This window comes from Sphingomonas floccifaciens (assembly GCF_042681125.1).
Taxonomy (GTDB): Bacteria; Pseudomonadota; Alphaproteobacteria; order Sphingomonadales; family Sphingomonadaceae; genus Sphingomonas; species Sphingomonas floccifaciens.
The window spans coordinates 365,676-387,937 of record NZ_JBHUFC010000003.1 but is presented as its reverse complement, the minus strand read 5'-3'; the positions used below and the strand labels follow the sequence as shown (position 1 = coordinate 387,937).

Genomic DNA, 22,262 nt, shown 5'->3' with positions numbered 1-22,262 from the left:
ACATATTGGGCGGGACTTAGTAAATCCCCCCCTCCCTTTGCAAGAAATCGCTGTCCCGGGCCTTTTCTGCCGGTCCCACCGCCTTGGTCGCCTGAGCCTTCGGGGCATCATCGTCCTCCGCTGTGCGGCGCGCCCGGCGGCCCTCGCTTTGCGGCTTGAACGCTTCCCAGATGACGCCGGCCTTGGGATCGTCCGACGTCGGGAAGGTGCCATAGACCGGCCGCCCGCTCATCCGGTCGATGCGGACCATGCGGATGCCCGGCGGCGCGCGGAACGGGACGACCGGCAACCCTTCGTAAGCCTTCACCGCGAACGACTTGAAGATCGGTGCCGCGAAGGTGCCGCCCTGCACCGCGCCGCCCAGGTTCCGCGGCGTGTCGTAACCGATATAGAGCCCCGCCACCATTTGCGGGGTGCCGCCGACGAACCACACGTCGGTCGGACCGGTGGTCGTGCCGGTCTTGCCCATGATCGGACGGTTCAGGTCGCGCAGCACGGTCGCGGTGCCGCGCTGGATGACGCCTTCGGTGATATGGACCATCTGGAACGCGGTCATGGCGTCGATCGCCTGGCGCCAGCGGCGCTGCGGGCGCGGCATGGCCGATCCGTCCCAGTCGGGCGCGTTGCACCCGTCGCACGGGCGCCAGTTGGCCGGCCAGATCACGCCGCCGCGACGGTTCTGGACGTAATCGATCAACGTCGGCTGCATCTGGCGACCGTGGTTGACCAGCATCGCATAGGCGTTGGTCATCCGCGTGACCGTCGTCTCGCCCGCGCCCAGCGCATAGGACAGATAGGGCGGCAGCTTCTGCGTCGAGACGCCGAGGCGCTGGATATAGTCGACCACCCGCGGCATGCCGACGGTCGCGGCGGTGCGCACCGTCATCAGGTTGCGCGACTGCTCGATCCCCCAGCGCATCGTCTTGGGCCCCGCGGCGCGCATGTTGCCGAAGTTGCGGAAGCATTTCTGGCCCAACCGCGCGCCCTGATAGACGCAGAACGGCCCGTCGACGATGATCGACGCCGGCGTCATGCCGCTCGCCAGCGCGGCGGAATAGACGATCGGCTTGATGGTCGATCCCGGCTGGCGCATCGCCTGCATCGCGCGGTTAAAGCTGCCCAGGCGATCGTCGAAGCCGCCCTGCATCGCGAAAATGCGGCCGGACGACGGCTCCTCGACCACGAAGGCGCCCGACACCTTTGGAACGCTTCGGAGCGCCCAGCCGCCGCCGGCCGGTGCGACGGCGATGATGTCGCCAGGCTTCAGCGCCGCGAACGCCGTACCGCCGACGCCGCGCACCGGCATCTGCGCATTGCCGCGCGCCAGCGTGCCGGTCTTGCCGTCGGAAAAGCCGATGTCGGCGCTGTCGCCCACCTTGGACACCACGATCGCGACGCGCCAGTCGAGATAGTCGAGGCCGAGGTTGGACGCGATCAGCTGCGCACGCCACGTCTCGTCCGTCACGTCCTTGTGCTCGAGCGGGCCGGCCCAGCCGCGCCCGCTGTCGTAGCGCAACAGGCCGGCGCGCAACGCGTCGCGCGCATAGCCCTGGAGCCGCGGATCGAACGACGTGCGCACCCAAAGCCCGCCGTCATAGACGCTGTACGGCCCGGAACTCGCCTTCTCGCCATAGCGGTCGAGCAGTTCGCGGCGCACGGCTTCCACGAAATAGCCGCCGTTATGCTCATTGCGCGCGCTCTGGCGCGGCACGGTGCCGAGCGGCTGGGCGACGGCGGCGTCATGCTGGGCCTGGCTGATGAAGCCGTTCTTCAGCATCTCCCCCAGCACCCAGTTCCGTCGGCCCATCGCGCGATCGTAATGACGTTCGGGGCCATAGTTGGACGGCCCCTTGGGCAGGATCGCGAGATACGCCATCTGCGCGAGCGAAAGCTGATCGAGCTCCTTGTCGAAATAGGCATGCGCCGCCGCTTCGACACCCGCGGCATTGCGGCCCAGTTCGATCTGGTTGAGGTAGAGTTCCAAGATCTGCTGCTTGGTCAGCGCGCCCTCGATCTTATAGGCCAGCATCGCCTCGCGCGCCTTGCGGACATAGCTGACTTCGTTGCCGACGAGCAGGTTCTTGGCGACCTGCTGCGTGATCGTCGACGCGCCGATCGGGCGCTTGTCGCTCCTGAGGTTGGTGATGAACGCCGCGACGATGCCGGGATAGTCGACGCCGGAATGTTCGAAGAAGGTCCGGTCCTCCGCCGCCAGAAACGCCTTCACCAGCAGCGGGGGATATTCGTCGTAGCTGAGTTCGACGCGGCGCAGACGGGCATAGCTCTGCAGCGGCTGGCCGTTGCGGTCGCGGACGTTGGTCGGCAGGGACGGCTCATAGGCGCGCAACTTCTCGACCGAGGGCAGGTCGCGTGCAACAGCGAACCACAGCCCGGCGATTGCACACAGCCCGATCGCGGCGAGATAGGCGAGAATCCGCACCCACCGCCGCCCCCAGGCGCGCCGGATCCGGCCGGGCTCGCGGGGCTCGCGCGCCGCGCGCGGGTCGGTCGTACTGGTGTCGGGCATTGCGGGCGCGTTCTAGCCGGACGGAAGGCGCGGAAGAAGACAAAAGTTTTTCTCACGCAAAGGCACGAAGCCACGAAGAAAGCGGCGCTTGTGGCCACGACCGGCCGCGCCGGCTGCCTTCAGATCATAAGGTCTCGCCGGCACGAGATGGTCTCCAAAGCGCTGAACGCCCTTCGTGCCTTCGTGTCTTCGTGCGAATCAAACCGCCGTCATTGCTCCGCCGCCAAATCCCCGCTTCGCCCCGCCAGCCGCGTCGCGAAATGTACCTCGACCGCCCGCCGCACGCTCTGCGCCACTTTCTCGCGCCCCTCGCGCGAGTTCAGGAAATCGGCGTCGCGCTGGTTGGAGATATACCCCGTCTCGAACAGGATCGACGGCACGTCGGGCGCCTTCAGCACCATCAGCGAGGCCATGCGGTGGAAGACCGGCTTGGTCGGGATCAACGGGCGCGCCTCCCGCCCCAGCACGCGGGCGAAGCTGGCGGAGGTGTTCATCGTCTCGCGCTGCGTCAGGTCGATCAGGATCTGCGAGATGTCGGCCCCCGCCCCGCCCAGATCGACGCCCGCCAGGATATCGGCCTTGTTCTCCCGCGCCGCCAGCCGCGCGGCTTCCTTGTCGGACGCGATTTCGGAGAGGGTATAGACGGTCGCGCCCGATGCGTCCGACGACGATGCGCTGTCGCAGTGGATCGAGATGAACAGCGCCGCCCCCATCCGCCGGGCCAGGCCATAGCGTTCGCGCAGCACCAGGAAACGGTCGTCGTCCCGCGTCAGCGCGACGCGCGCGCGACCCGACGCCACCAGTTCGTCGCGGATCGCCTTGGCAACCTTCAGAGTCAGGTCCTTTTCCTGCAACCGCCCGTCCGGCGACACCGCGCCCGGATCATGCCCGCCATGCCCGGCATCGATCACGACCAGCGGCAGGCGCGCGGCGCCGACCGCTTTCGGCAGCGGCAACGGCCTGGACGTCGCCGGCACGCGCATCGTGACGCTGTAATCGTCGTCGTCGCCCGTGGCGCGCGCGGGCGTCATATAGCTGATGCGCCCCTCTCCGGAGGCACGAGCGAAGCCGCGATCGTCGACGGTCTTGAGCGTCAGCGTGAGCGTGCGCCCGTCGGCATCGAACACGCCGCCGCTGACGATCGCCGGCGCGTCGAGGTCCAGTACGATCCGCATCCCGCCGTCGCGCGCGGCCTGGCGCACATTCGCGATCGGTCCGCCGATACTGGCACGCCCGCCCGGCGCGACGCCGCCCAGATCGATCGCGATCCGGCGCGGCGCATTCAGGATGAAGCTCGACGCCTCCGCCACGCGCGCGTCGAATGTCAGCACGATCTGGCCCCGCTCGACCCGGATGTCGCGCACCGTTCCCGCCCAGCTCGGAACACCGGTGAACAGGCCGGCCAGGAGGGCGAGGAACGCCAGCATATGCGACCTATGCCGCGCTCCCGCGGCGGCGGTCCAGCCAAAAGACATGGATCACGTACCCTCGAATCGATCGTGCGTACTACCCACTCACGGAAAACGTATGGTGAATAAACCAGCTTAACATCATCTTATCCCTACTTGTTACGACGTCGCACCCACTAAAGTTAAAAGCCGGGGCGGACGGTTGCCGGTGTGGCGCAGGGGTGCTACGCGTCCTAGGTCGGCACCAAGGGCAACCGATCGGTATCGCCCGATCGCCCGTACCGACGGACAGGAAAGATCGCCGCGACCGTCCGGTCGCGCGCGCAACCAGGTTGACGCTGACAATGAGGCATATCCCGCTCCGCCTCCATCGCACCGCTCCGGCGGTTCGCGTGGGTGGTGCGGTCACGCCGGACCAAGTCTCCGGCGGGCGTGCCGTGTCAGCAGACGCACATTTCTCTCTCACCCCGCAGCCGGGCGTCCCGCCCAGGCCGCGACCTATAGAAACGCGCGCGCCGCGCCCCTTATGCGGAGCAGCGCGCGCCCGGAGACTCATCCATGACCATGCGTATGCTGATCGACGCACGCCACCGGGAAGAAACCCGCGTGGCCGTCGTCAAAGGGAATCGAATCGAGGAATTTGATTTCGAAAGTGCCGAGCGCAAGCAGCTCAAGGGCAATATCTATCTCGCCAAGGTAACCCGGGTCGAACCGTCGCTGCAGGCGGCCTTCGTCGACTACGGCGGCAACCGCCACGGCTTCCTCGCTTTCAGCGAAATCCACCCCGACTATTATCAGATCCCCAAGGAAGATCGCGAAGCCCTGCTGCGCGAGGAGGCGGAGCATGCCGCCGAGGAAGCCGCCCTGCGCGCCGAGGCCGAGGACGAGTTCCACGGCGACGAGGGCGGCGAGGTCGAGCACGCCGACGACGATGCCGATCACGACCATGATTCCGACGAGTCGGACCATGACGACGATTCCGAGGAAGTCTCGGAAGGCGAGAATGGCGGCGAATCCTCGTCGCGTCGCCGCCGTCGCGGTCGCGGTCGCGGGGGTGACGACAGCGCGGTAGACCAGCTGCGCGAGCGCCGTATGAACCTGCGCCGCCGCTACAAGATCCAGGACGTAATTCGCCGCCGCCAGGTGCTGCTGGTCCAGGTCGTCAAGGAAGAGCGCGGCAACAAGGGTGCGGCGCTGACCACCTATCTCAGCCTCGCCGGCCGCTACTGCGTATTGATGCCGAACACCGCGCATGGCGGCGGCATTTCGCGCAAGATCAGCAACGCGGGCGACCGCAAGCGGCTGAAGTCGATCATGGCCGACCTGGCGCTGCCGCCGTCGATGGGCTGCATCGTCCGCACCGCGGGGCTCCAGCGCACCAAGGTCGAGATCAAGCGCGATTTCGATTATCTGGCGCGCCTGTGGGACGGCATCCGCGAGGAAACGCTGAAGTCCGCCGCGCCCGCGCTGGTCTATGGCGACAGCGACCTGATGAAGCGCGCGATCCGCGACATCTACAACAAGGAGATCGACGAGGTCATCGTCGAGGGCGAGGAAGGATACCGCCAGGCCAAGGAGTTCATGAAGCTCCTGATGCCCAGCCACGCCCGCCGCGTGAAGCATTACAGCGACCCCGTGCCGCTGTTCCAGCGCGCGCATGTCGAGGATCAGCTGGCCGCGATGTACCATCCGGTCGTCCAGCTGAAGTCGGGCGGCTATCTGGTCATCAACCCGACCGAAGCGCTGGTCAGCATCGACATCAACTCGGGCCGCTCGACCCGCGAACATTCGATCGAGCAGACCGCGACCGCCACCAATCTGGAAGCCGCGCAGGAAATCGCGCGCCAGCTGCGCCTGCGCGACATGGCGGGCCTGGTCGTCATCGACTTCATCGACATGGACCACAGCTCGAACGTCCGTAAGGTCGAGAAGGCGATGAAGGAGGCGCTGAAGGATGATCGCGCCCGCATCCAGGTGGGCCGCATCTCGTCGTTCGGCCTGATGGAGATGAGCCGCCAGCGCCTGCGCACCGGCGTGCTGGAGGCATCGACCCGCCAGTGCCCGCATTGCGAAGGCACCGGCCTGGTCCGTACCGCGTCGTCGGCCGGCCTGTCGGCGCTTCGCCTGATCGAGGACGAAGCTGCCCGCGGCCGCGGCGCCAACATCACGCTGCGCGCATCCCAGGAAGCCGCCTTCTACCTGCTCAACAACAAGCGCGCCGAACTGGCCGAGATCGAGGATCGCTACGGCGTCCGCGTCGAGGTGCTGTCCGACGGCGAGGTCGAGGGGGCGCGCATGTCGGTCGAGGCCAGCGGCCCGCCGCCCGCTCACGCCCCGCGCTTCGACGCGCCAGTCCAGGATCTCGACGACGACCTGCCCGAGGAGGAAGAGGACGAGATCGAGGACGAGGTCGAGGAGGAAGAGGAAGTCGAGGAGCGTCCTGCCCGCCGCGAACGTGCCGAGCGTCCCGAACGCAGCGACGACGAGGGCGAAGGCCGCAGCCGTCGCCGCCGCCGTCGTCGCGGGCGTCGCGGGCGGGGCCGTGACGAGGGCGAAGGTGAGGCTCGCGAGGACGCCGAGGGCGAAATCGCCGCCGATGGCGACGCCGAGACGGTCGAAGAGGCCGAAGCCGTAACCGAAGCACCGACCGAAACCGCGACCGCCGACGAAGGCGAACCCCGCCGTCGTCGCCGTCGCGGGCGTCGTGGCGGTCGCCGCGAGAACGGTGAGCGCACGGAAGCCGCCGAGTTCGTCGGCGAGCAGCCGGCCGAAGACGCGGTCGAACCGCAGGCCGATGCCGTGTCGGACGTCGAAGTCGCGCCGGAGCCGGTCGCCGAGGAAGCGCCTGCCAAGCCCAAGCGCAGCCGTCGCCGCAAGGCCGACGCCGAGGCACCCGCTGAGGTCGCTGAAGCATCGGTCGAGGCCTCCGCGCCGGTCGAGGACGCTGCTGCCGAAGCGCCGGCCAAGCCCAAGCGGTCGCGTCGCAAGGCCGCCGCACCGGTCGAGGCCGAGACGCCTGCCGCCGAAGCTCCGGCCGAGCCCGCGGCAGATGCCGACGCGCCCAAGCCGCGCCGCCGCCCGTCGCGCAAGAAGGCTGATGCTGCGCCGGCAGCCGATGATCTCGCCGCCGTGACGATCGCGCCGACCGTTCAGGCCGACGCCGCCGTCCCGCTCGACGACGCAGCCGGGCCGGCCGAATCGGGGGACGACGCCAACGGCGAAGCCCCCCGCCGCGGCTGGTGGCAGCGGACCTTCGGTGCCTGACACGATAAGGATCCTCCCCGCGAGCGGGGAGGGGGACCATGCGCAGCATGGTGGAGGGGGTTCTCCACGAGCGATCGGCTCGCGACCCGCCCCCTCCATCGGCCGCGCCGGTTCCCCTCTCCGCACACGGGGAGGATCACCCGGTCTTCACCCCCCATTCAGCCGCCGGCCGTCATGGATCGGCGTCATGGCGCCATCCATGATCCAGCCCCTTCGCCGCGGGATTGCCGCGCTCGCCGCCGTCGCCCTGCTCGCCGCTCAACCGGCGTCGGCCCAGTCGATCCTGCGCGATGCGGAAACCGAAGCGCTGCTCGCCGACATGTCGCGCGACATCGTCACCGCCGCCGGCCTCAACCCCAAGAACGTCCAGGTCGTCGTGATCAACGACAAGTCGATCAACGCCTTCGTCGCGGGCGGGCAGATCGTCTACATCCACTCCGGTCTGATCGACGCCGCCTCCAACGCCAACGAAGTGCAGGGCGTCATCGCCCACGAAGTCGGGCACATCGCCAACGGCCACATTCCGCTCCAATCGCAGGGCTATAGCGGCGCGATGGGTATCTCGCTCGTCAGCCTGTTGCTCGGCGTCGCCGCGATGGCGGCGGGCGCGGGCGAGGCGGGCGCCGGCATCCTCGCCGCCGGCCAGCGCGCTGCGCTCGGCAAGCTGCTCGCCTTCACCCGCGTCCAGGAATCGAGCGCTGATGCCGCCGGCGCGCGCTATCTGTCGACCGCCGGCATCACGGGCAAGGGCATGCTGAGCTTCTTCAAGAAGCTGCAGAACATGGAATTCCGCTACGGCATCACGCAGAGCGAGGGCAGCTACGACCGCACGCACCCGCTATCCGGCGAACGCATGGCCGCGCTCGACGCCGTGACGCGCGGCGTGCCGTCGTGGAACAAGCCGTCGAATGCCGACATCGAAGCGCGGTTCCAGCGCGTGCAGGCGAAGCTGCGCGGCTACGTCAACGATCCCAAGGAAACCCTGGTCAAATATCCGCTGAGCGACCAGTCGGTGCCCGCGCACTACGCCCGCGCCTATGCCTATCATCTGTCCGGCTATCCCGATCAGGCCGCCGCCGAGAGCGCGGCGCTTATCAAGGCACTGCCGCACGATCCCTATATCCTGGAACTCCGCGGTCAGATCGTGATGGAGGGCGGCGATCCCAAGGCGGCGCTGGCTCCGCTGCGCGAGGCGACCGCGGCATCGCGTAACGCCCCGCTGATCGCCACCACCTTCGGCCACGCCTTGGTCGCGACCGACGATCCGGCGAATTTGGACGAAGCCGAGAAGGTCCTGCGCACCGCCGTGCAGCGCGACGGGCAGAATCCTTGGGCGTGGACGCAGCTCGGCACCGTCTACGAACGCAAGGGAGATGCGGCACGTACGGCGCTGGCGACGGCCGAGCGCGCCAATCTGATGGGCGACACGCGCACCGCGCTCGTCTCGTCCCGCGCGGCGATGGCGGGCCTGCCCAAGGGCACCGCCGACTGGATCCGCGCGCAGGACATATTGATGGTGTCGCAGACCGCGTGGGAAGACGAGCGCAAGGACCGCCGCCGATGACGCTCCGCCCCTGGGCGCTCGCCGCCCTGCTGCTGCTCGCCGGCCTGCTCGGCGGCATGGCCGCCTTCGGCCTCCAGCGCCTGCAACCGCCGCCGGGCGACGTGCGCGCGTACCTGCTCGCGCATCCCGAAATCCTGCCCGAGGCGATGGAAAAGCTGCGCGACCGCGAGACGGCGAAGCTCGTCGCCGAACATCGCGATGACGTGTTCACGCCCTACCCCGGCATGATCGGCGGCAATCCGAAGGGCGACGTCACCGTCGTCACCTATATGGACTATGCATGCGGCTATTGCCGCGCGAGTCTGCCCGAGATCGAACGGCTGACCGCGTCGGACAGCGGCATCCGGATCGTCTACCGCGAATTGCCGATCCTCAGCGCCGACAGCCGCACCGCCGCGGCCTGGGGCGTCGCGGCGGCGGAGCAGGGCAAGTACCTGCCCTTCCACACCGCCCTGTTCGCCGCCGGCCGACCGACCGAAGCCGCGGTGATGGCAGCGGCTGCAAAGGCCGGCCTCGACATTGCCCGCGCGCGGGCCGTGGTCGCGTCCTCGGAGGCGGCAGCCGAACTGGACAAGAACCTGCGCACGGCCGGAGCCCTCGGCATGACCGGTACGCCGGCGTGGGTGATCGGGGACCGGATCATCTCCGGGGCAGTCGAGCAGGACAAACTGGTCGAAGCGGTGAAGGCAGCTCGCGAGAAGAGAAGCTGATTTTCACGCAAAGGCGCTAAGGCGCGAAGAGAAGAAGGGTAGGAGATTTCACGCGGAGACGCGGAGACGCGGAGGCGTCTCGCTTGCTGCGTCAGCAGCCTTCATCTGAGGCCGCGCAACCCAATGTTCGCTTAAGGAAAAATGGCCCGCTGCCGCAGGCGATGATCTCCGCGCCTTCGCGCCTCCGCGTGAATCCTAATCTTCTTAGCGCCTTCGCGCCTTCTCTGAACCATCTCTTCTTTTCTTCGACACTCGCCCCTACCTTACGGCCAAAGGGGCCAAGCCGATGCCGGAAACGATCCTCGCCGTCCGCGGCGTCAGCAAGACCTATGGCTCCGGCCATCACGCGCTCGACGACGTCACGCTCGACATCCGCAGGGGCGAGATCTTCGCGTTGCTCGGACCCAACGGGGCGGGCAAGTCGACGCTGATCAATACCATCTGCGGCGTGGTGACGCCGACCGCGGGCACGATCACCGTCGGCGGGCATGACGCGGTGCGCGATTACAAGCCCTCGCGCATGATGATCGGGCTGGTGCCGCAGGAGCTGTCGGTCGACATGTTCGAAACGGTGCTGGCGACGGTCAAGTTCAGCCGCCGCCTGTTCGGCCGCTCCGCGCACGACGCCTATATCGAGCAACTGCTGCGCGACCTGTCGCTGTGGGACAAGCGCGGCGCCAAGATCATGGAGCTGTCCGGCGGCATGAAGCGCCGGGTGCTGATCGCCAAGGCGCTCAGCCACGAACCCGACATCCTGTTCCTCGACGAACCCACCGCCGGCGTCGACGTGTCGCTGCGCCGCGACATGTGGAAGCTGATCGGAAGTCTGCGCGAGCGCGGCGTCACCATCATCCTGACCACCCATTACATCGAGGAAGCCGAGGAAATGGCCGACCGCGTTGGCGTCATCACCGGCGGCAAGCTGTTGCTGGTCGAGGACAAGGCCGAGCTGATGAAGAAACTCGGCAAGCGCGAGATGGACCTGGCGTTGCAGGAGCCAATGGAGGCTATCCCGCCGGAACTGGCGGAATGGCATCTGAGCCTGGAAAACGACGGCCACACATTGCGCTACGTCTTCGACGCGCAGGCCGAGCGGACCGGCATTCCTTCGCTGTTGCGCAAGCTGAACGACCTGGAGATCGGCTTCAAGGACCTGGAGACGTCGAAGTCGAGCCTGGAGGATATCTTCGTCGGGCTGACCGCGAAGAAGGCGGGGTGATGATCGGGATCAAAATCCTCCCCGCTCGCGGGGAGGGAGACCATGCGCAGCATGGTGGAGGGGGCGTGCCTCAAGCGGATTGGCTGGTGGAGAGCCCCCTCCACCACCGCTGCGCGGCGGTCCCCCTCCCCGTGCCGGGGAGGATTTAAGACATGAACACCCACGGCATCTGGGCGATCTATCGCTTCGAAATGGCCCGCGCGTTGCGCACCTTGTGGCAGAGCCTGGTCACGCCCGTCATCACCACCAGCCTCTACTTCGTTGTCTTCGGCGGCGCGATCGGCAGCCGGATGCAGGAAGTGGGCGGGGTCGGCTATGGCAGCTTCATCGTGCCCGGCCTGATCATGCTGTCGCTCCTCACGCAAAGCATCGGCAATGCGTCGATCGGCATCTACTTCCCCAAATTCACCGGTACGATCTACGAATTGCTGTCGGCACCCATCTCGGCGATGGAAATGGTGATCGGCTATGTCGGCGCAGCGGCGACCAAGTCGGTGGTGCTCGGCCTCATCATCCTCGCGACCGCGGCCTTCTTCGTCGACTTGCGGATCGAACATCCGTTGGCGATGCTCGCATTCCTGATTCTGACCAGCGTCGCCTTCAGCCTTTTCGGCTTTATCATCGGCGTCTGGGCGAAGGGATTCGAGCAGCTGAACTTCGTGCCTGCGCTGCTGATCACGCCGCTGACGTTTCTGGGTGGGGCCTTCTACTCGATCGACATGCTGCCGCAGCCATGGCGGACGGTCAGCCTGTTCAACCCGGTCGTGTACCTCGTCAGCGGATTCCGCTGGAGCTTCTTCGGCCAGGGCGATGTCGATGTGGTGTGGAGCCTGGCGTTTACCGCGGGGTTCCTGGGGGTTTGCCTGGGCGTGATCGCCTGGATTTTTAAGAGCGGGTATCGTTTAAAAAATTGATCCTCCCCGGGACGGGGAGGGGGACCGCGACGCGTAAGCGGCGTGGTGGAGGGGGCTCTCCGCATCCGACGTCGCTCGCGGCCCGCCCCCTCCACCATGCTTCGCATGGTCCCCCTCCCCGCGCGCGGGGAGGATTTGCTTACAACCGATGCTCGCCCTTGACCCAGCGCACGGTACCGCTGCTCGCGCGCATCACGACGCTTTCGGTCGTCATCTTCGCGCCTTTGCGCTTGACGCCCGCCAGCAGCGAGCCGTCGGTCACTCCGGTCGCGGCGAAGATGCAGTCGCCCTTCGCCAGATCGGTCAGGTCGTAAATGCGGTCGAGGTCGGTGACGCCCCACTTCGCCGCACGCTCGCGCTCGGCATCGTTGCGGAACAGCAGCCGGCCCTTGAACTGCCCGCCGATGCAGCGCAGCGCGGCGCAGGCCAGCACGCCTTCCGGCGCACCGCCCGAGCCCATGTAGACGTCGACCGTCGTCTCCGGATCGGTCGTCGCGATGACGCCGGCCACGTCGCCATCGCCGATCAGCATCACGCCGCAGCCGATGCTGCGCAGCTCCGCCACCAGCGCCTCGTGACGCGGGCGGTCGAGGACGCAGACGGTAATCTCGTGCGGCTCGACGCCCTTGGCTGCGGCGACCGCGCGGATATTCTCGGTCGGCGACTTGGCGAGATCGATGATGTCGGGGGGATAGCCCGGACCGACCGCCAACTTTTCCATATAGACGTCGGGCGCGTTCAGCAGTTGGCCCTCTTCGGCGATCGCCAGCACGGCGAGCGCGTTCGGCCCGGCCTTCGCCGTTATCGTCGTGCCTTCCAACGGGTCGAGTGCGATGTCGATCTTCGGCCCCTTGCCGATCGCCGACCCGACCTTTTCACCGATGTAGAGCATCGGCGCCTCGTCACGCTCGCCCTCGCCGATCACGACGGTGCCGTCCATGTAGAGGCCGTTCAGCGATTCGCGCATCGCCTCGACGGCGGCGGCATCCGCCTCCTTCTCGTTACCGCGACCGACCAGCTTCGACGCGGCGATCGCGGCGGCTTCGGTGACGCGGACCATTTCCAGGACCAGGACGCGGTCGAGGACCGTGCTCGCGGTGTCGGTCATGCATTCCCCTCTATATTTCGCTGCCGGCAGGACGCCGGAAATTGACCTGCGCGTTACCGGGGGCGGCGGGGCTTGTCGAGGGACAGACGCTACGGCTACCAAGGTGTTCGAAGAGGATTCTGTCCCATGTCGATGCTGCTTGCGCTGCTGATGATTGCTCCATCGGACGAATTCGCCGCCTATCGTGCCGCGACGCGCGCCGAAGTGCCGTGTTCGCGCGCGAGTTCGACCGACGAGGTGACGGTGTGCGGCCGGCGGGAAGCTGATCGCCGATACCGCGTGCCGCTGGTCGGCATTCCGGTGCGCGATCAGGTGCTGGTCCAGACCGATCGGTTGCTGGAGGACAAGATCGACCGCTGCGGACGCCAGCTGATGACCAACAGCTGCGGCTTCGTCGGCGTGACGATGACCTCGGGCGGTGCCGGGACCAGTCTGAAACCGCGCAAGCTGAAGGAATAGGGGCGCACGCGACCGGGCGCGCAGTTGCGGGATGCCGCCCGCCCCTGTATCCGCGCGCCCATGCTAAACCTCAACGGCATCACCGTCCGCCTCGGCGGGCGCACGATCCTCGATCGCGCCTCGGCCGCACTGCCGCCGGGCAGCCGCGTCGGCCTGATCGGCCGCAACGGCGCGGGCAAGTCGACGATGGTCCGTGTGATCGCCGGGATGCTGGAGCCGGACGAGGGCTCCGCCGACATGCCGCGCGGCGCCAAGATCGGCTATATCGCGCAGGAAGCGCCATCGGGCGAGAAGACCCCGTTCGAAACGGTGCTGGAAGCGGACGTCGAGCGCGCCAAGCTGATGGCGCTGGTCGAAACCGACATCGATCCCGATACGATGGGCGATGCGTACGAACGCCTGATCGCGATCGACGCCTATACCGCGCCGGCGCGCGCCAGCCGCATCCTGTTGGGACTCGGCTTCGACGACGACATGCAGAACCGGCCGCTCGACAGCTTTTCGGGCGGGTGGAAGATGCGCGTGGCGCTCGCCGCGCTGCTGTTCTCGCAGCCCGACCTGTTGCTGCTCGACGAACCGTCGAACCACCTCGATCTCGAAGCGGTGATGTGGCTGGAGGACTTCCTGCGCGACTATCGCGCGACGATTGTCGTCGTCAGCCACGAGCGCGACTTCCTGAACAACGTCGTCGACCATATCCTGCACCTGCAGGGTGGCAAGGTGACGCTGTACGCCGGCGGCTACGACTCGTTCGAGAAGCAGCGCGCCGAACGCATGGCGCAGCTCGCCGCGGCAAAGGCGAATCAGGAGACACAACGCGCCAAGCTCCAGGACTATATCGCCCGCAACTCGGCCCGCGCCTCGACCGCGAAACAGGCACAGAGCCGCATCAAGCTGCTGTCGAAGATGCAGCCGATCGCGGAACTGGCGAACGACCCGTCGCTGACGTTCGACTTCCCCGATCCCAGCGAATTGCGCCCGCCGCTCATCACGCTCGACCTGGCCGACGTCGGCTATAACGAGACGCCGATCCTCAAGCGGCTGAACCTGCGGATCGACCCGGACGACCGCATCGCGCTGCTGGGGCGCAACGGCAACGGCAAGACGACGCTCGCCCGCCTGCTCGCCGCGCAACTCGCGCCGATGGCGGGCACGATGAATGCGTCGGGCAAGATGAACGTCGGCTATTTCACCCAATATCAGGTCGAGGAACTCGACACCGACGACACGCCGCTCGAACATATGACGCGCACGATGAAGGGCGCGACGCCCGCTGCGGTGCGCGCGCAGTTGGGCCGGTTCGGCTTTTCGGGCGACAAAGCGACGACGAAGGTCGGCAAGCTGTCGGGCGGCGAGCGCGCGCGCCTGGCGCTGGCGATCATCACCCGCGACGCGCCGCACCTGCTAATCCTCGACGAACCGACCAACCACCTCGACGTCGACGCGCGCGAGGCGCTGGTACAGGCGCTGAACGGTTACAAGGGCGCGGTCATCTTGGTCAGCCACGACCGCCACATGGTCGAACTGACCGCCGACCGGCTGGTGCTGGTCGCGGACGGCGCGGCGAAGGAATTCGACGGCAGCCTCGACGACTATATCGCGATGATCCTCAGCGGCGACGATACGCCAAAGGCCGACAAGCCGAAGAAGAAGGACAAGGCGGCGGCAGCGGCCGCGCGCGAGGCGGAAAAGGTAGCGCGGGCGGCGGCGAAGGAAGCCGAGGCGGAAATGGCGCGACTGGAGAAGGAGCGCACGGCAGTCGACCGCGCGATGTTCGATCCGTCGACCGCGGAGCCCAAGCTTGCGAAGCTGTCGATGTCCGAGCTGATGAAGCTGCGGGCAGAGCTTACGGAAAAGCTCGACGCCGCCGAGGCGCGGTGGATGGAAGCGACCGAAAGCCTGGAGCGTGAGGCGGCTTGAGTTAAGAAGGTTTGATTCACGCAAAGGCGCAAAGGCGCGAAGGGTCTCGCTTGCCGCGTGAGCGGCCCTTAAAACATCAGACAGTGTCGCGATCCCAAGGTCTCGCTGACGCGAGACGATCGCCGCTGATCCAGCCGTCTTAGCGCCTTCGCGCCTTCGCGTGAATCAGCCTTACTTTTCTTCTTCTTCCGAGCCCTCAGCCGACGTCTCGTACCAAGCCTCGACCGGACCGGTCAGCTTGATCGTCAGCGGCTGGCCGTGGCGGTCGACCTTCTTCTGGAGCTGGACGCGGATCCAGCCCTCGGAGATCGAATATTCCTCGACGTCGCGGCGCTCGACGCCCTTGAAGCGGATGCCGATGCCGCGGCGCAGCGCGTCTTCGTTGAAGTGGGGGCTGCGCGGGTTGTTCGACAGCGTGTCGGGAGGGGTATCGCTCATGATCCGCCCCCTGCCCCATCGCCGCGCAAAAGAAAAGCGGCGCCGGGATGACCGGCGCCGCCCAAGCTCTTACCAGCCGCCGCGGTCGCAATAGCGGACACGAACGGTGCGCCCGATATACGGATCATAGACCCGGCGCGTGTAGCAATCGTTCCAACCCTGATAGCGGTTGTAGTAATTGCGGGCATAATAGCCGTTGTTCGGAAAATAGCCGCGCTGGTCGTAGTAATTATAGTCGTAGCGGTAGCGCGGATCGTAGCGATCGCGCGACGACAGTGCTGAACCGATCGCCAGTCCGGCAATGCCCGCGATGATCGCGGTGCCGGTGTTGTCGCGGTCGCGGTAATAGCGCCCGCGCCACTGTGCCTCGGCCGGGGCCGCGGCGGTCAGAGCCGTCGCGCCGAGCACCGCGCCGAGGGTCGCCTTCTTCAACAGGGTACGCATGGTCAACCTCCTCAAACTCGCAAGGTCGGAATGAAGGGTTCAACGCCGATTCGACCGTGCTTGTTGCGTTTGTTACGGCTAGGCGACTGAACTCGGGTGGAATAACCCGTTTAATCGGCGTTCAGGGAGTGAAAGCGGACGATGGCCTATTGGTTGCTGCGGTCGGAGCCGGATGCCTATAGCTGGCAGGATCTGGAGCGCGACGGCGCGACCGAATGGGACGGCGTGCGCAATGCGACCGCGCGCATCCTTCTGAAGGCGATGCAGCCCGGCGACCAGGCGATCTTCTATCATTCCAATACCGAAAAGGCCGCGGTCGGGATCATGGAGATCACGCGCAGCTGGCGCGAGGACGGCGCGGACGGCAAATGGGCCTCGGTCGCAGTGAAGCCGCTTCAAAAGCTCCCCCGCCCCGTCACGCTCGCCGAGATCAAGGCCCAGCCGCGACTGGAGAACATGATGATGCTCAAGCAGTCGCGCCTGTCCTGTTCGAAGGTCGAACCGGACGAATGGGCGGTGCTGATGGAGATGGCGGGGGCCTGACGCCGTGATCGACGCCGCCGAAGCCGTCCATGCGAAGCTCGTCGCTCGCCTGAAATCCGGCGACCTGCCGCCAGCGACGCCGGCCGACGAATTGTCGCGTGAGGATGTCGTTCAGATTTTCCAAAGCCAGGTGTCGAGCCGCCAGCTCGACCGGCTGTCGCGCAAGTTGCAGGCGCGCGGCGAGGGGTTCTACACGATCGGCAGTTCGGGGCATGAAGGCAACGCCGCGGTCGCGCACGCCAGCCGGCTGACCGACATGGCCTTCCTCCATTATCGATCGGCCGCGTTCCAGATCGAGCGGTCGAAGCTGGTCCCCGGCCAGACGCCCGAATGGGACATGCTGCTGAGCTTCGCGGCGTCGAGCGAGGATCCGATCGCCGGCGGACGGCACAAGGTCATCGGGTCGAAGCCGTTGTTCATCCCGCCGCAGACCTCGACCATCGCCTCGCACCTGCCCAAGGCGGTCGGGGCGGCGTTCAGCCTCGGGATCGCGCGGCGCATGGGGCTGGAGGATACACCGCTGCCGAGCGATGCGGTCATCATCGCCAGCTTCGGCGACGCCTCGGCCAATCACTCGACCGCGCAAGGCGCGTTCAACACTGCCGGCTGGGCTGCGCATCAGGGCACGCCGATGCCGATCGTCTTCCTGTGCGAGGACAATGGCATCGGCATCTCCACTGCGACGCCCACGGGCTGGATCGAGACGCAATTCCGCCATCGTGTCGGGCTGCACTACATCCAGTGCGACGGCACCGATCTGGGCGATGCCTGGAGGGGCGCGCGCGAGGCGATCGACCATGCCCGTCGCACGCGCCGGCCAGTGTTCCTGCACATGGCGACCGTGCGGCTCTACGGCCACGCAGGCAGCGACATCCAGTCGGTCTATCGCGCCAAGGCGGCGATCGAGGCGGAAGAAGCGCGTGACCCGCTGCTGAAGACCGCGGCGTTGCTGGTTCAGATGGGCGTGCCGGCGGACGAATTGCTGGCGATCTACGACGCGACCGAAGCCCGCCTCGCCCGCGCCGCCGAACTGGCGATCGCCCGGCCGAAGCTGGCGACGGCGACGGACGTGATGGCGAGTATCGTCCCGCCCAGGGTCAACCCCCGCCCCGCGCGCACCGTCACGTCGGAGGACCGCACCACGCTGTTCGCCCGCGACGCCGGCCAGATCGACAAGCCCCAGCATATGGCGCGGCTCATCAGCTGGGCGCTGGCCGAACTGATGCTCGAACATCCGGAGATCATCGTCGCCGGCGAGGACGTCGGGCCGAAGGGCGGCGTGTATAACTGCACCGCGCGCCTGCACGAGCGCTTCGGATCGGCGCGGGTCATCAACACGCTGCTCGACGAACAGGCGATCCTGGGGCTGGCGATCGGGGCGGCGCACAATGGCCTGATCCCGATCCCCGAAATCCAGTTCCTGGCCTATGTCCACAATGCCGAAGACCAGATCCGAGGCGAGGCGGCGACGCTCAGCTTCTTCTCGAACGGGCAGTACACCAACCCGATGGTCGTGCGGATCGCGGGGCTGCCGTATCAGAAGGGCTTCGGCGGGCATTTCCACAACGACAATTCGCTCGCCGTCTTTCGCGACGTTCCGGGCGTGGTGCTGGCGGTGCCGTCGAACGGCGCCGATGCCGTCGCGATGCTGCGCGAATGCGTCCGGTTGGCGCGCGAAGAGGGGCGCGTGGTCGTGTTCGTCGAACCGATCGCGCTCTACATGACCCGCGACCTGCATGCCGAGGGCGACGGGCTGATGACGGCGAGCCTGTCGGAGGTAGCGCCGGTGCGGATCGGCGAGGTCGGGGTTTACGGCGATGGCGAAACCCTAGCGATCGTGACCTATGGCAACGGCGTGTTCCTGTCGCGACAGGCGCAGCCGATCCTCGCGGCGGACGGCATCGACGCGCGGGTGATCGACCTGCGCTGGCTGGCGCCCTTGTCGGAGGATGCGCTGCTGGCGGCGGTGGGGAATCGCCCGGTGCTGATCGTCGACGAATGCCGGGTGACGGGATCCCAGAGCGAGGCGCTTATGGCGTTCTTTGCGGAGAAGGTGCCGGGGCGGCGGGTGAGCCGAATTGCGGCGGAGGACAGTTTCATCCCGCTCGGCAAGGGCGCGACGCTGACGCTGCCGAGCAGGGACCGGATCGTGGAGGCGGCCCTTAAAGCCCTCTCCCCTTCAGGGGAGAGGGTTGGGAGAGGGGAAGGTGTCTCACCGAGACCATCGCCTGAGGATAGGCCCCTCTCCCCGGCCCTCTCCCCTGAAGGGGAGAGGGAGTGATGGCGCGCCCCACCGCCCTCGTCGTTGCTCCGGGCCGTGGGAGTTACGGCAAGACCGAACTCGGCTCGCTCGCCCGTGCGGGCGTCGACCTCGCCCCCTACGACGCGATCCGCCGCGCCGCGGGCAAGCCCACCCTGTCTGAGCTAGACGAAGCCGACCGCTTCTCCCCCGGCACCCACCTCGCCGGCCCGAACGCCGCGCCGCTGATCTATGCCGCGTCGATGGCCGACATGGCCGCGATCGATGCGGACCGGGTCGAGGTCGTCGCAGTGACCGGCAATTCGATGGGCTGGTACACCGCGCTTGCCGCCGCCGGTGCCGTCACGCTGGAACAGGGCTTCCGCATCGCCGACGCGATGGGCGTGAACTCCGGTCGCCACGGGCCGGGCGGGCAGCTGGTGCTACAGACACTCGACGACGACTGGCAGCCCGTCCCTGGACTGCGTGATAGGGTCCTGAAACTCGCGACGCGCACCGGCATGAGCGTGTCGATCGACCTCGGCGGCACGATCGTGCTCGCAGGCGACGAGGGAGCGGTGAAGGCGTTCGCCGCCGACAGCCCCGTGCCCGCCACCCGCCTCGCCGGTCACGGCCCCTTCCATACCGCATTGATGGTCGACAGCAGCGCGGCGGCGATGGCGGAATTGCCCGCGGCCTGGTTCGGCAATCCGGACGTGCCGCTGATCGACGGCACAAGCCGCATCTGGCAACGCTGGGCGAGCCCGGCCGAGGCGCTGTGGCGCTACACCTTCGCTGCGCAGATCCTGACGGCCTATGACTTCGCCCGCGCGATCCAGGTCGCGGTGAAGGAATTCGCGCCCGACCATATCATCCTGCTCGGCCCCGGCGACACGTTGGGCGGAGCGATCGCGCAAGGACTGCTCGGCATCCGCTGGCTCGGCATGGCGACCAAGCAGGATTTCGTCGCCCGCCAGCGTGAAAACCCTTTCCTCATCTCGATGGCCCGCCCCGATCAACGAAAGCTCGTGACCCGATGACGACCGCGCAGGACGTGACGCCCCTTCTCGACCGGCTGGGTGTGCGGCGATCGAGCAGCGGGCTGGAAGCGCGATCCCCGATCGACGGCGCGAGTCTCGGCCATGTCGCCGAATGTGCCGACGTCGGCGCGATTATCGGCGAGGCGGCCGCGGCGTTCGACCGCTGGCGTCGCGTTCCTGCTCCCCGGCGCGGCGAACTCGTTCGTCGGCTGGGCGAGGTGCTGCGCGAGAACAAGGACGACCTCGGCGCGCTGGTCTCCACCGAAGTCGGAAAGGTCACGTCCGAAGGTCTTGGCGAAGTCCAGGAGATGATCGACATCTGCGACTTCGCCGTCGGGCTGTCGCGGCAACTGCATGGCCTGACCATCGCCACCGAACGCCCCGACCACCGGATGATGGAGACGTGGCACCCGCTGGGCGTCGTCGGCATCATCACGGCGTTCAACTTCCCCGTCGCAGTCTGGGCTTGGAATGCGGCGCTGGCCCTAGTGTGCGGCGACAGCGTCGTCTGGAAGCCATCGGAAAAGGCGCCGCTGTGTGCGCTTGCCGTGCAGGCGCTGTTCACGGAGGCCTGTCGCCGCTTCGGGGACGAGGCGCCTGCGGGCCTGTCGGGGCTTGCGATCGGTGGCAGGACGGTCGGGCAGGCGCTGGTCGACGACGCGCGCGTCGCGCTGGTGTCCTCGACCGGATCGACCGCGATGGGGCGCGCGGTCGGGCAACGGGTCGCGGCGCGGTTCGGGCGGTCGCTGCTCGAACTCGGCGGCAACAACGCGGCGATCGTGCGCCCGTCCGCGGACATCGACCTGAGCGTTCGCGGGATCGCCTTTGCCGCGATGGGCACGGCAGGTCAGCGCTGCACGACGCTGCGCCGCCTGTTCGTCGACGCGAACATCTACGACCAGTTCGTCTCCCGGCTGAAAGCAGCCTATGCCAGCGTGCGCGTCGGCGACCCGCGCGAAGAGGGGGTGCTGGTCGGCCCGCTGATCGACGAAGAGGCGTGGTATGCGATGGGCGGCGCGCTCCAGGCCGCGCACGATATGGGCGGCGTGATCACCGGCGGCGAGCGACTGGAGCGTGCCGGCACCTATGTCACCCCCGCGCTGGTCGAGATGCCGGCGCACGACGGCCCGGTCCTGGCCGAGACGTTTGCCCCGATCCTGTACGTCCTGAAGGTATCGGACCTGAATGAGTCGATCGCGCTGAACAATGCGGTTGGCCAGGGACTGTCCTCGGCGATCTTCACCAACGATCTACGCGAGGCGGAACTGTTTCTGGCGGAATCCGACTGCGGCATCGCCAACGTCAATATCGGAACGTCGGGCGCGGAGATCGGCGGGGCCTTCGGCGGCGAGAAGGAGACGGGCGGCGGACGCGAGAGCGGCTCCGACGCGTGGCGCGCCTATATGCGGCGGGCGACGAACACGATCAATTACGGGCGGACATTGCCGCTGGCGCAAGGCGTGACGTTCGATATTTGACCGTCGACTTCCGAGATGAGGTCTTGTCGTGCTCAGGCTGAGCCTGAAGCGGTGGAAACCGTCATCCCGGATCGAGCCCGGGATCACGAAGACACGAAGAACGGACTTTGCTTGATCGGCTCAATGTCGATCCGACCTAAACCGCTCTGGAATTGGTGTTGCTCTGTCGAAACACTGTCCTTTTCGGTCCGGGAAACTGCGGTGCCAAGAAGAACAGTATTTCGAGTCGTTGGCTTCGAGTGACGAGCATCTCCCTCGAGATCACTCGAAACGAGCGGCAGTTTCGATGCCCGACACGAAAACGGCCCCTCCCGTCGCCGGGAAGGGCCGTTTTCACCAGGTCTCGAGTCGCGATCAGCCTTCGGCGGGCTTGCGACCGGGCTTCTTCGCGCCGGCGGGGCGAGTCATGCCGGGCTTGCGGCCCAGACCGATCTTCTTCGCCATTTCGCGACGGGCATTCGAGTAGCTTTCGCTCACCATCGGATAGTCCGACTTCAGGCCGAAACGCTCGCGATATTGTTCCGGCGTCAGGCCGTGGCGGGCGAGGTGGCGACGCAACGTCTTGTACGGCTTGCCATCGATCATCGAGACGATGAAATCCTTCGAAGCCAGCGACTTGCGCACCGACACGGCCGGGGCCTGGGCGGGCGAAGCCTCGCTGACCGGCTCGATATCCGTACCGCCCGACAGCGTACCGACGGCCTCGTGCATGGCACGCAGGAAACCGGGAACTTCTTCAGCCGATGCGCGAGTATTGGGGTTCGACAACCATGCGATCGTCAATTCGGTCGCCAGCTCGACAGCATTCGACATTTCGTTCTCTTCGGCCATGTTTTGGGGAAACTCCATTCGATTTAGCTGCTTTAGCAAGCCAATTTGCGGGTCAAGTCAAGATAAGAGTCATCAACATTGGTCAATTACCGTGCCGTCGTTGAACGATTTCCTTTATTAAGCATAAAGATAAGGGCGATCAGCAACAGGCGGGA

General features: G+C 66.9%; 17 protein-coding genes. 11 read left to right on the top strand and 6 right to left on the bottom strand.

The genetic code is table 11. From position 1 onward, the window contains the following. Positions 1-16: 16 nt before the first annotated feature. Positions 17-2,527, bottom strand: coding sequence for a penicillin-binding protein 1A (locus ACFSC3_RS08890; protein WP_380940049.1), 2,511 nt, complete (start codon positions 2,525-2,527; stop codon positions 17-19). A gap of 209 nt (positions 2,528-2,736) precedes the next feature. Beyond that, positions 2,737-3,954, bottom strand: coding sequence for an N-acetylmuramoyl-L-alanine amidase (locus tag ACFSC3_RS08885; protein ID WP_380940048.1), 1,218 nt, complete (start codon positions 3,952-3,954; stop codon positions 2,737-2,739). Between the two features lie 540 nt (positions 3,955-4,494). Here ACFSC3_RS08885 and ACFSC3_RS08880 point away from each other — a divergent pair. The 5 genes from ACFSC3_RS08880 to ACFSC3_RS08860 all read left to right on the top strand — a co-directional run bounded on the left by ACFSC3_RS08880 (position 4,495) and on the right by ACFSC3_RS08860 (position 11,607). After that, positions 4,495-7,200, top strand: coding sequence for an Rne/Rng family ribonuclease (locus tag ACFSC3_RS08880; RefSeq protein ID WP_380940047.1), 2,706 nt, complete (start codon positions 4,495-4,497; stop codon positions 7,198-7,200). A gap of 199 nt (positions 7,201-7,399) precedes the next feature. Further along, entirely contained in the window at positions 7,400-8,764 is a 1,365-nt protein-coding gene (locus tag ACFSC3_RS08875) for a M48 family metalloprotease (protein ID WP_380940046.1), read from the top strand. Then, a complete protein-coding gene (locus tag ACFSC3_RS08870) occupies positions 8,761-9,474 on the top strand; it encodes a DsbA family protein (RefSeq protein ID WP_380940045.1) in 714 nt (237 codons plus the stop codon). Before ACFSC3_RS08875 ends, ACFSC3_RS08870 begins: the two co-directional genes overlap by 4 nt. Positions 9,475-9,760: 286 nt before the next feature. Further along, positions 9,761-10,693 (top strand): ABC transporter ATP-binding protein, encoded by a 933-nt coding sequence (locus ACFSC3_RS08865; protein WP_380940044.1) that lies wholly within the window; start codon positions 9,761-9,763, stop codon positions 10,691-10,693. A 152-nt stretch (positions 10,694-10,845) separates the two neighbouring features. Further along, positions 10,846-11,607, top strand: a complete 762-nt coding sequence (locus ACFSC3_RS08860; RefSeq protein ID WP_380940043.1) for an ABC transporter permease — start codon at positions 10,846-10,848, stop codon at positions 11,605-11,607. A gap of 139 nt (positions 11,608-11,746) precedes the next feature. On the opposite strand, the gene glpX is transcribed toward ACFSC3_RS08860, so the two are convergent. Then, entirely contained in the window at positions 11,747-12,715 is a 969-nt protein-coding gene (gene glpX / locus ACFSC3_RS08855; RefSeq protein WP_380940042.1) for a class II fructose-bisphosphatase, read from the bottom strand. A gap of 126 nt (positions 12,716-12,841) precedes the next feature. Here glpX and ACFSC3_RS08850 point away from each other — a divergent pair, with 126 nt between their 5' ends. Both ACFSC3_RS08850 and ACFSC3_RS08845 read left to right on the top strand, forming a co-directional pair. Next, complete coding sequence (locus ACFSC3_RS08850; protein ID WP_380940041.1) at positions 12,842-13,174, top strand: hypothetical protein; 333 nt, start codon at positions 12,842-12,844, stop codon at positions 13,172-13,174. A 60-nt stretch (positions 13,175-13,234) separates the two neighbouring features. Continuing rightward, positions 13,235-15,094, top strand: coding sequence for an ABC-F family ATP-binding cassette domain-containing protein (locus ACFSC3_RS08845; protein ID WP_380940040.1), 1,860 nt, complete (start codon positions 13,235-13,237; stop codon positions 15,092-15,094). 171 nt (positions 15,095-15,265) lie between these two features. On the opposite strand, the gene ACFSC3_RS08840 is transcribed toward ACFSC3_RS08845, so the two are convergent. Then, positions 15,266-15,532: a DUF3297 family protein gene (locus ACFSC3_RS08840; RefSeq protein WP_380940039.1), complete on the bottom strand. Its 267-nt coding sequence runs from the start codon at positions 15,530-15,532 to the stop codon at positions 15,266-15,268. A 69-nt stretch (positions 15,533-15,601) separates the two neighbouring features. Continuing rightward, the gene (locus ACFSC3_RS08835; protein ID WP_380940038.1) at positions 15,602-15,976 is read right to left on the bottom strand and encodes a hypothetical protein; all 375 of its coding nucleotides are present in this window, start codon (positions 15,974-15,976) and stop codon (positions 15,602-15,604) included. A 141-nt stretch (positions 15,977-16,117) separates the two neighbouring features. Between ACFSC3_RS08835 and ACFSC3_RS08830 the strand changes: the two genes are divergently transcribed. From ACFSC3_RS08830 to amaB, 4 genes are read left to right on the top strand one after another with little or no spacing between them, the layout of a single operon-like run. Next, entirely contained in the window at positions 16,118-16,519 is a 402-nt protein-coding gene (locus ACFSC3_RS08830; protein ID WP_380940037.1) for an EVE domain-containing protein, read from the top strand. A 4-nt stretch (positions 16,520-16,523) separates the two neighbouring features. Then, positions 16,524-18,800, top strand: coding sequence for a thiamine pyrophosphate-dependent enzyme (locus ACFSC3_RS08825; RefSeq protein ID WP_380940036.1), 2,277 nt, complete (start codon positions 16,524-16,526; stop codon positions 18,798-18,800). Then, the gene (locus ACFSC3_RS08820; protein ID WP_380940035.1) at positions 18,800-19,798 is read left to right on the top strand and encodes an ACP S-malonyltransferase; all 999 of its coding nucleotides are present in this window, start codon (positions 18,800-18,802) and stop codon (positions 19,796-19,798) included. Before ACFSC3_RS08825 ends, ACFSC3_RS08820 begins: the two co-directional genes overlap by 1 nt. Beyond that, positions 19,795-21,276: an L-piperidine-6-carboxylate dehydrogenase gene (amaB, locus tag ACFSC3_RS08815; protein WP_380940034.1), complete on the top strand. Its 1,482-nt coding sequence runs from the start codon at positions 19,795-19,797 to the stop codon at positions 21,274-21,276. The genes ACFSC3_RS08820 and amaB overlap by 4 nt, the downstream gene beginning before the upstream one ends. A gap of 354 nt (positions 21,277-21,630) precedes the next feature. Here the strand turns inward: amaB and ACFSC3_RS08810 are convergent, their stop codons facing one another. Then, positions 21,631-22,107 (bottom strand): Ros/MucR family transcriptional regulator, encoded by a 477-nt coding sequence (locus tag ACFSC3_RS08810; RefSeq protein WP_380940897.1) that lies wholly within the window; start codon positions 22,105-22,107, stop codon positions 21,631-21,633. Between the last annotated feature and the right edge of the window lie 155 nt (positions 22,108-22,262).

What these genes read in the sequence shown, in the direction of transcription:
- ACFSC3_RS08820 (WP_380940035.1), top strand. Translation starts at nt 18,800, where the DNA reads ATGGCGCGCCCCACCGCCCTCGTCGTTGCTCCGGGCCGTGGGAGTTAC.
- ACFSC3_RS08830 (WP_380940037.1), top strand. Translation starts at nt 16,118, where the DNA reads ATGGCCTATTGGTTGCTGCGGTCGGAGCCGGATGCCTATAGCTGGCAG.
- ACFSC3_RS08840 (WP_380940039.1), bottom strand. Translation starts at nt 15,532, where the DNA reads ATGAGCGATACCCCTCCCGACACGCTGTCGAACAACCCGCGCAGCCCC.
- amaB (WP_380940034.1), top strand. Translation starts at nt 19,795, where the DNA reads ATGACGACCGCGCAGGACGTGACGCCCCTTCTCGACCGGCTGGGTGTG.
- ACFSC3_RS08890 (WP_380940049.1), bottom strand. Translation starts at nt 2,527, where the DNA reads ATGCCCGACACCAGTACGACCGACCCGCGCGCGGCGCGCGAGCCCCGC.
- ACFSC3_RS08860 (WP_380940043.1), top strand. Translation starts at nt 10,846, where the DNA reads ATGAACACCCACGGCATCTGGGCGATCTATCGCTTCGAAATGGCCCGC.
- glpX (WP_380940042.1), bottom strand. Translation starts at nt 12,715, where the DNA reads ATGACCGACACCGCGAGCACGGTCCTCGACCGCGTCCTGGTCCTGGAA.
- ACFSC3_RS08810 (WP_380940897.1), bottom strand. Translation starts at nt 22,107, where the DNA reads ATGGCCGAAGAGAACGAAATGTCGAATGCTGTCGAGCTGGCGACCGAA.
- ACFSC3_RS08850 (WP_380940041.1), top strand. Translation starts at nt 12,842, where the DNA reads ATGTCGATGCTGCTTGCGCTGCTGATGATTGCTCCATCGGACGAATTC.
- ACFSC3_RS08875 (WP_380940046.1), top strand. Translation starts at nt 7,400, where the DNA reads ATGATCCAGCCCCTTCGCCGCGGGATTGCCGCGCTCGCCGCCGTCGCC.
- ACFSC3_RS08845 (WP_380940040.1), top strand. Translation starts at nt 13,235, where the DNA reads ATGCTAAACCTCAACGGCATCACCGTCCGCCTCGGCGGGCGCACGATC.
- ACFSC3_RS08835 (WP_380940038.1), bottom strand. Translation starts at nt 15,976, where the DNA reads ATGCGTACCCTGTTGAAGAAGGCGACCCTCGGCGCGGTGCTCGGCGCG.
- ACFSC3_RS08880 (WP_380940047.1), top strand. Translation starts at nt 4,495, where the DNA reads ATGACCATGCGTATGCTGATCGACGCACGCCACCGGGAAGAAACCCGC.
- ACFSC3_RS08885 (WP_380940048.1), bottom strand. Translation starts at nt 3,954, where the DNA reads ATGCTGGCGTTCCTCGCCCTCCTGGCCGGCCTGTTCACCGGTGTTCCG.
- ACFSC3_RS08870 (WP_380940045.1), top strand. Translation starts at nt 8,761, where the DNA reads ATGACGCTCCGCCCCTGGGCGCTCGCCGCCCTGCTGCTGCTCGCCGGC.
- ACFSC3_RS08865 (WP_380940044.1), top strand. Translation starts at nt 9,761, where the DNA reads ATGCCGGAAACGATCCTCGCCGTCCGCGGCGTCAGCAAGACCTATGGC.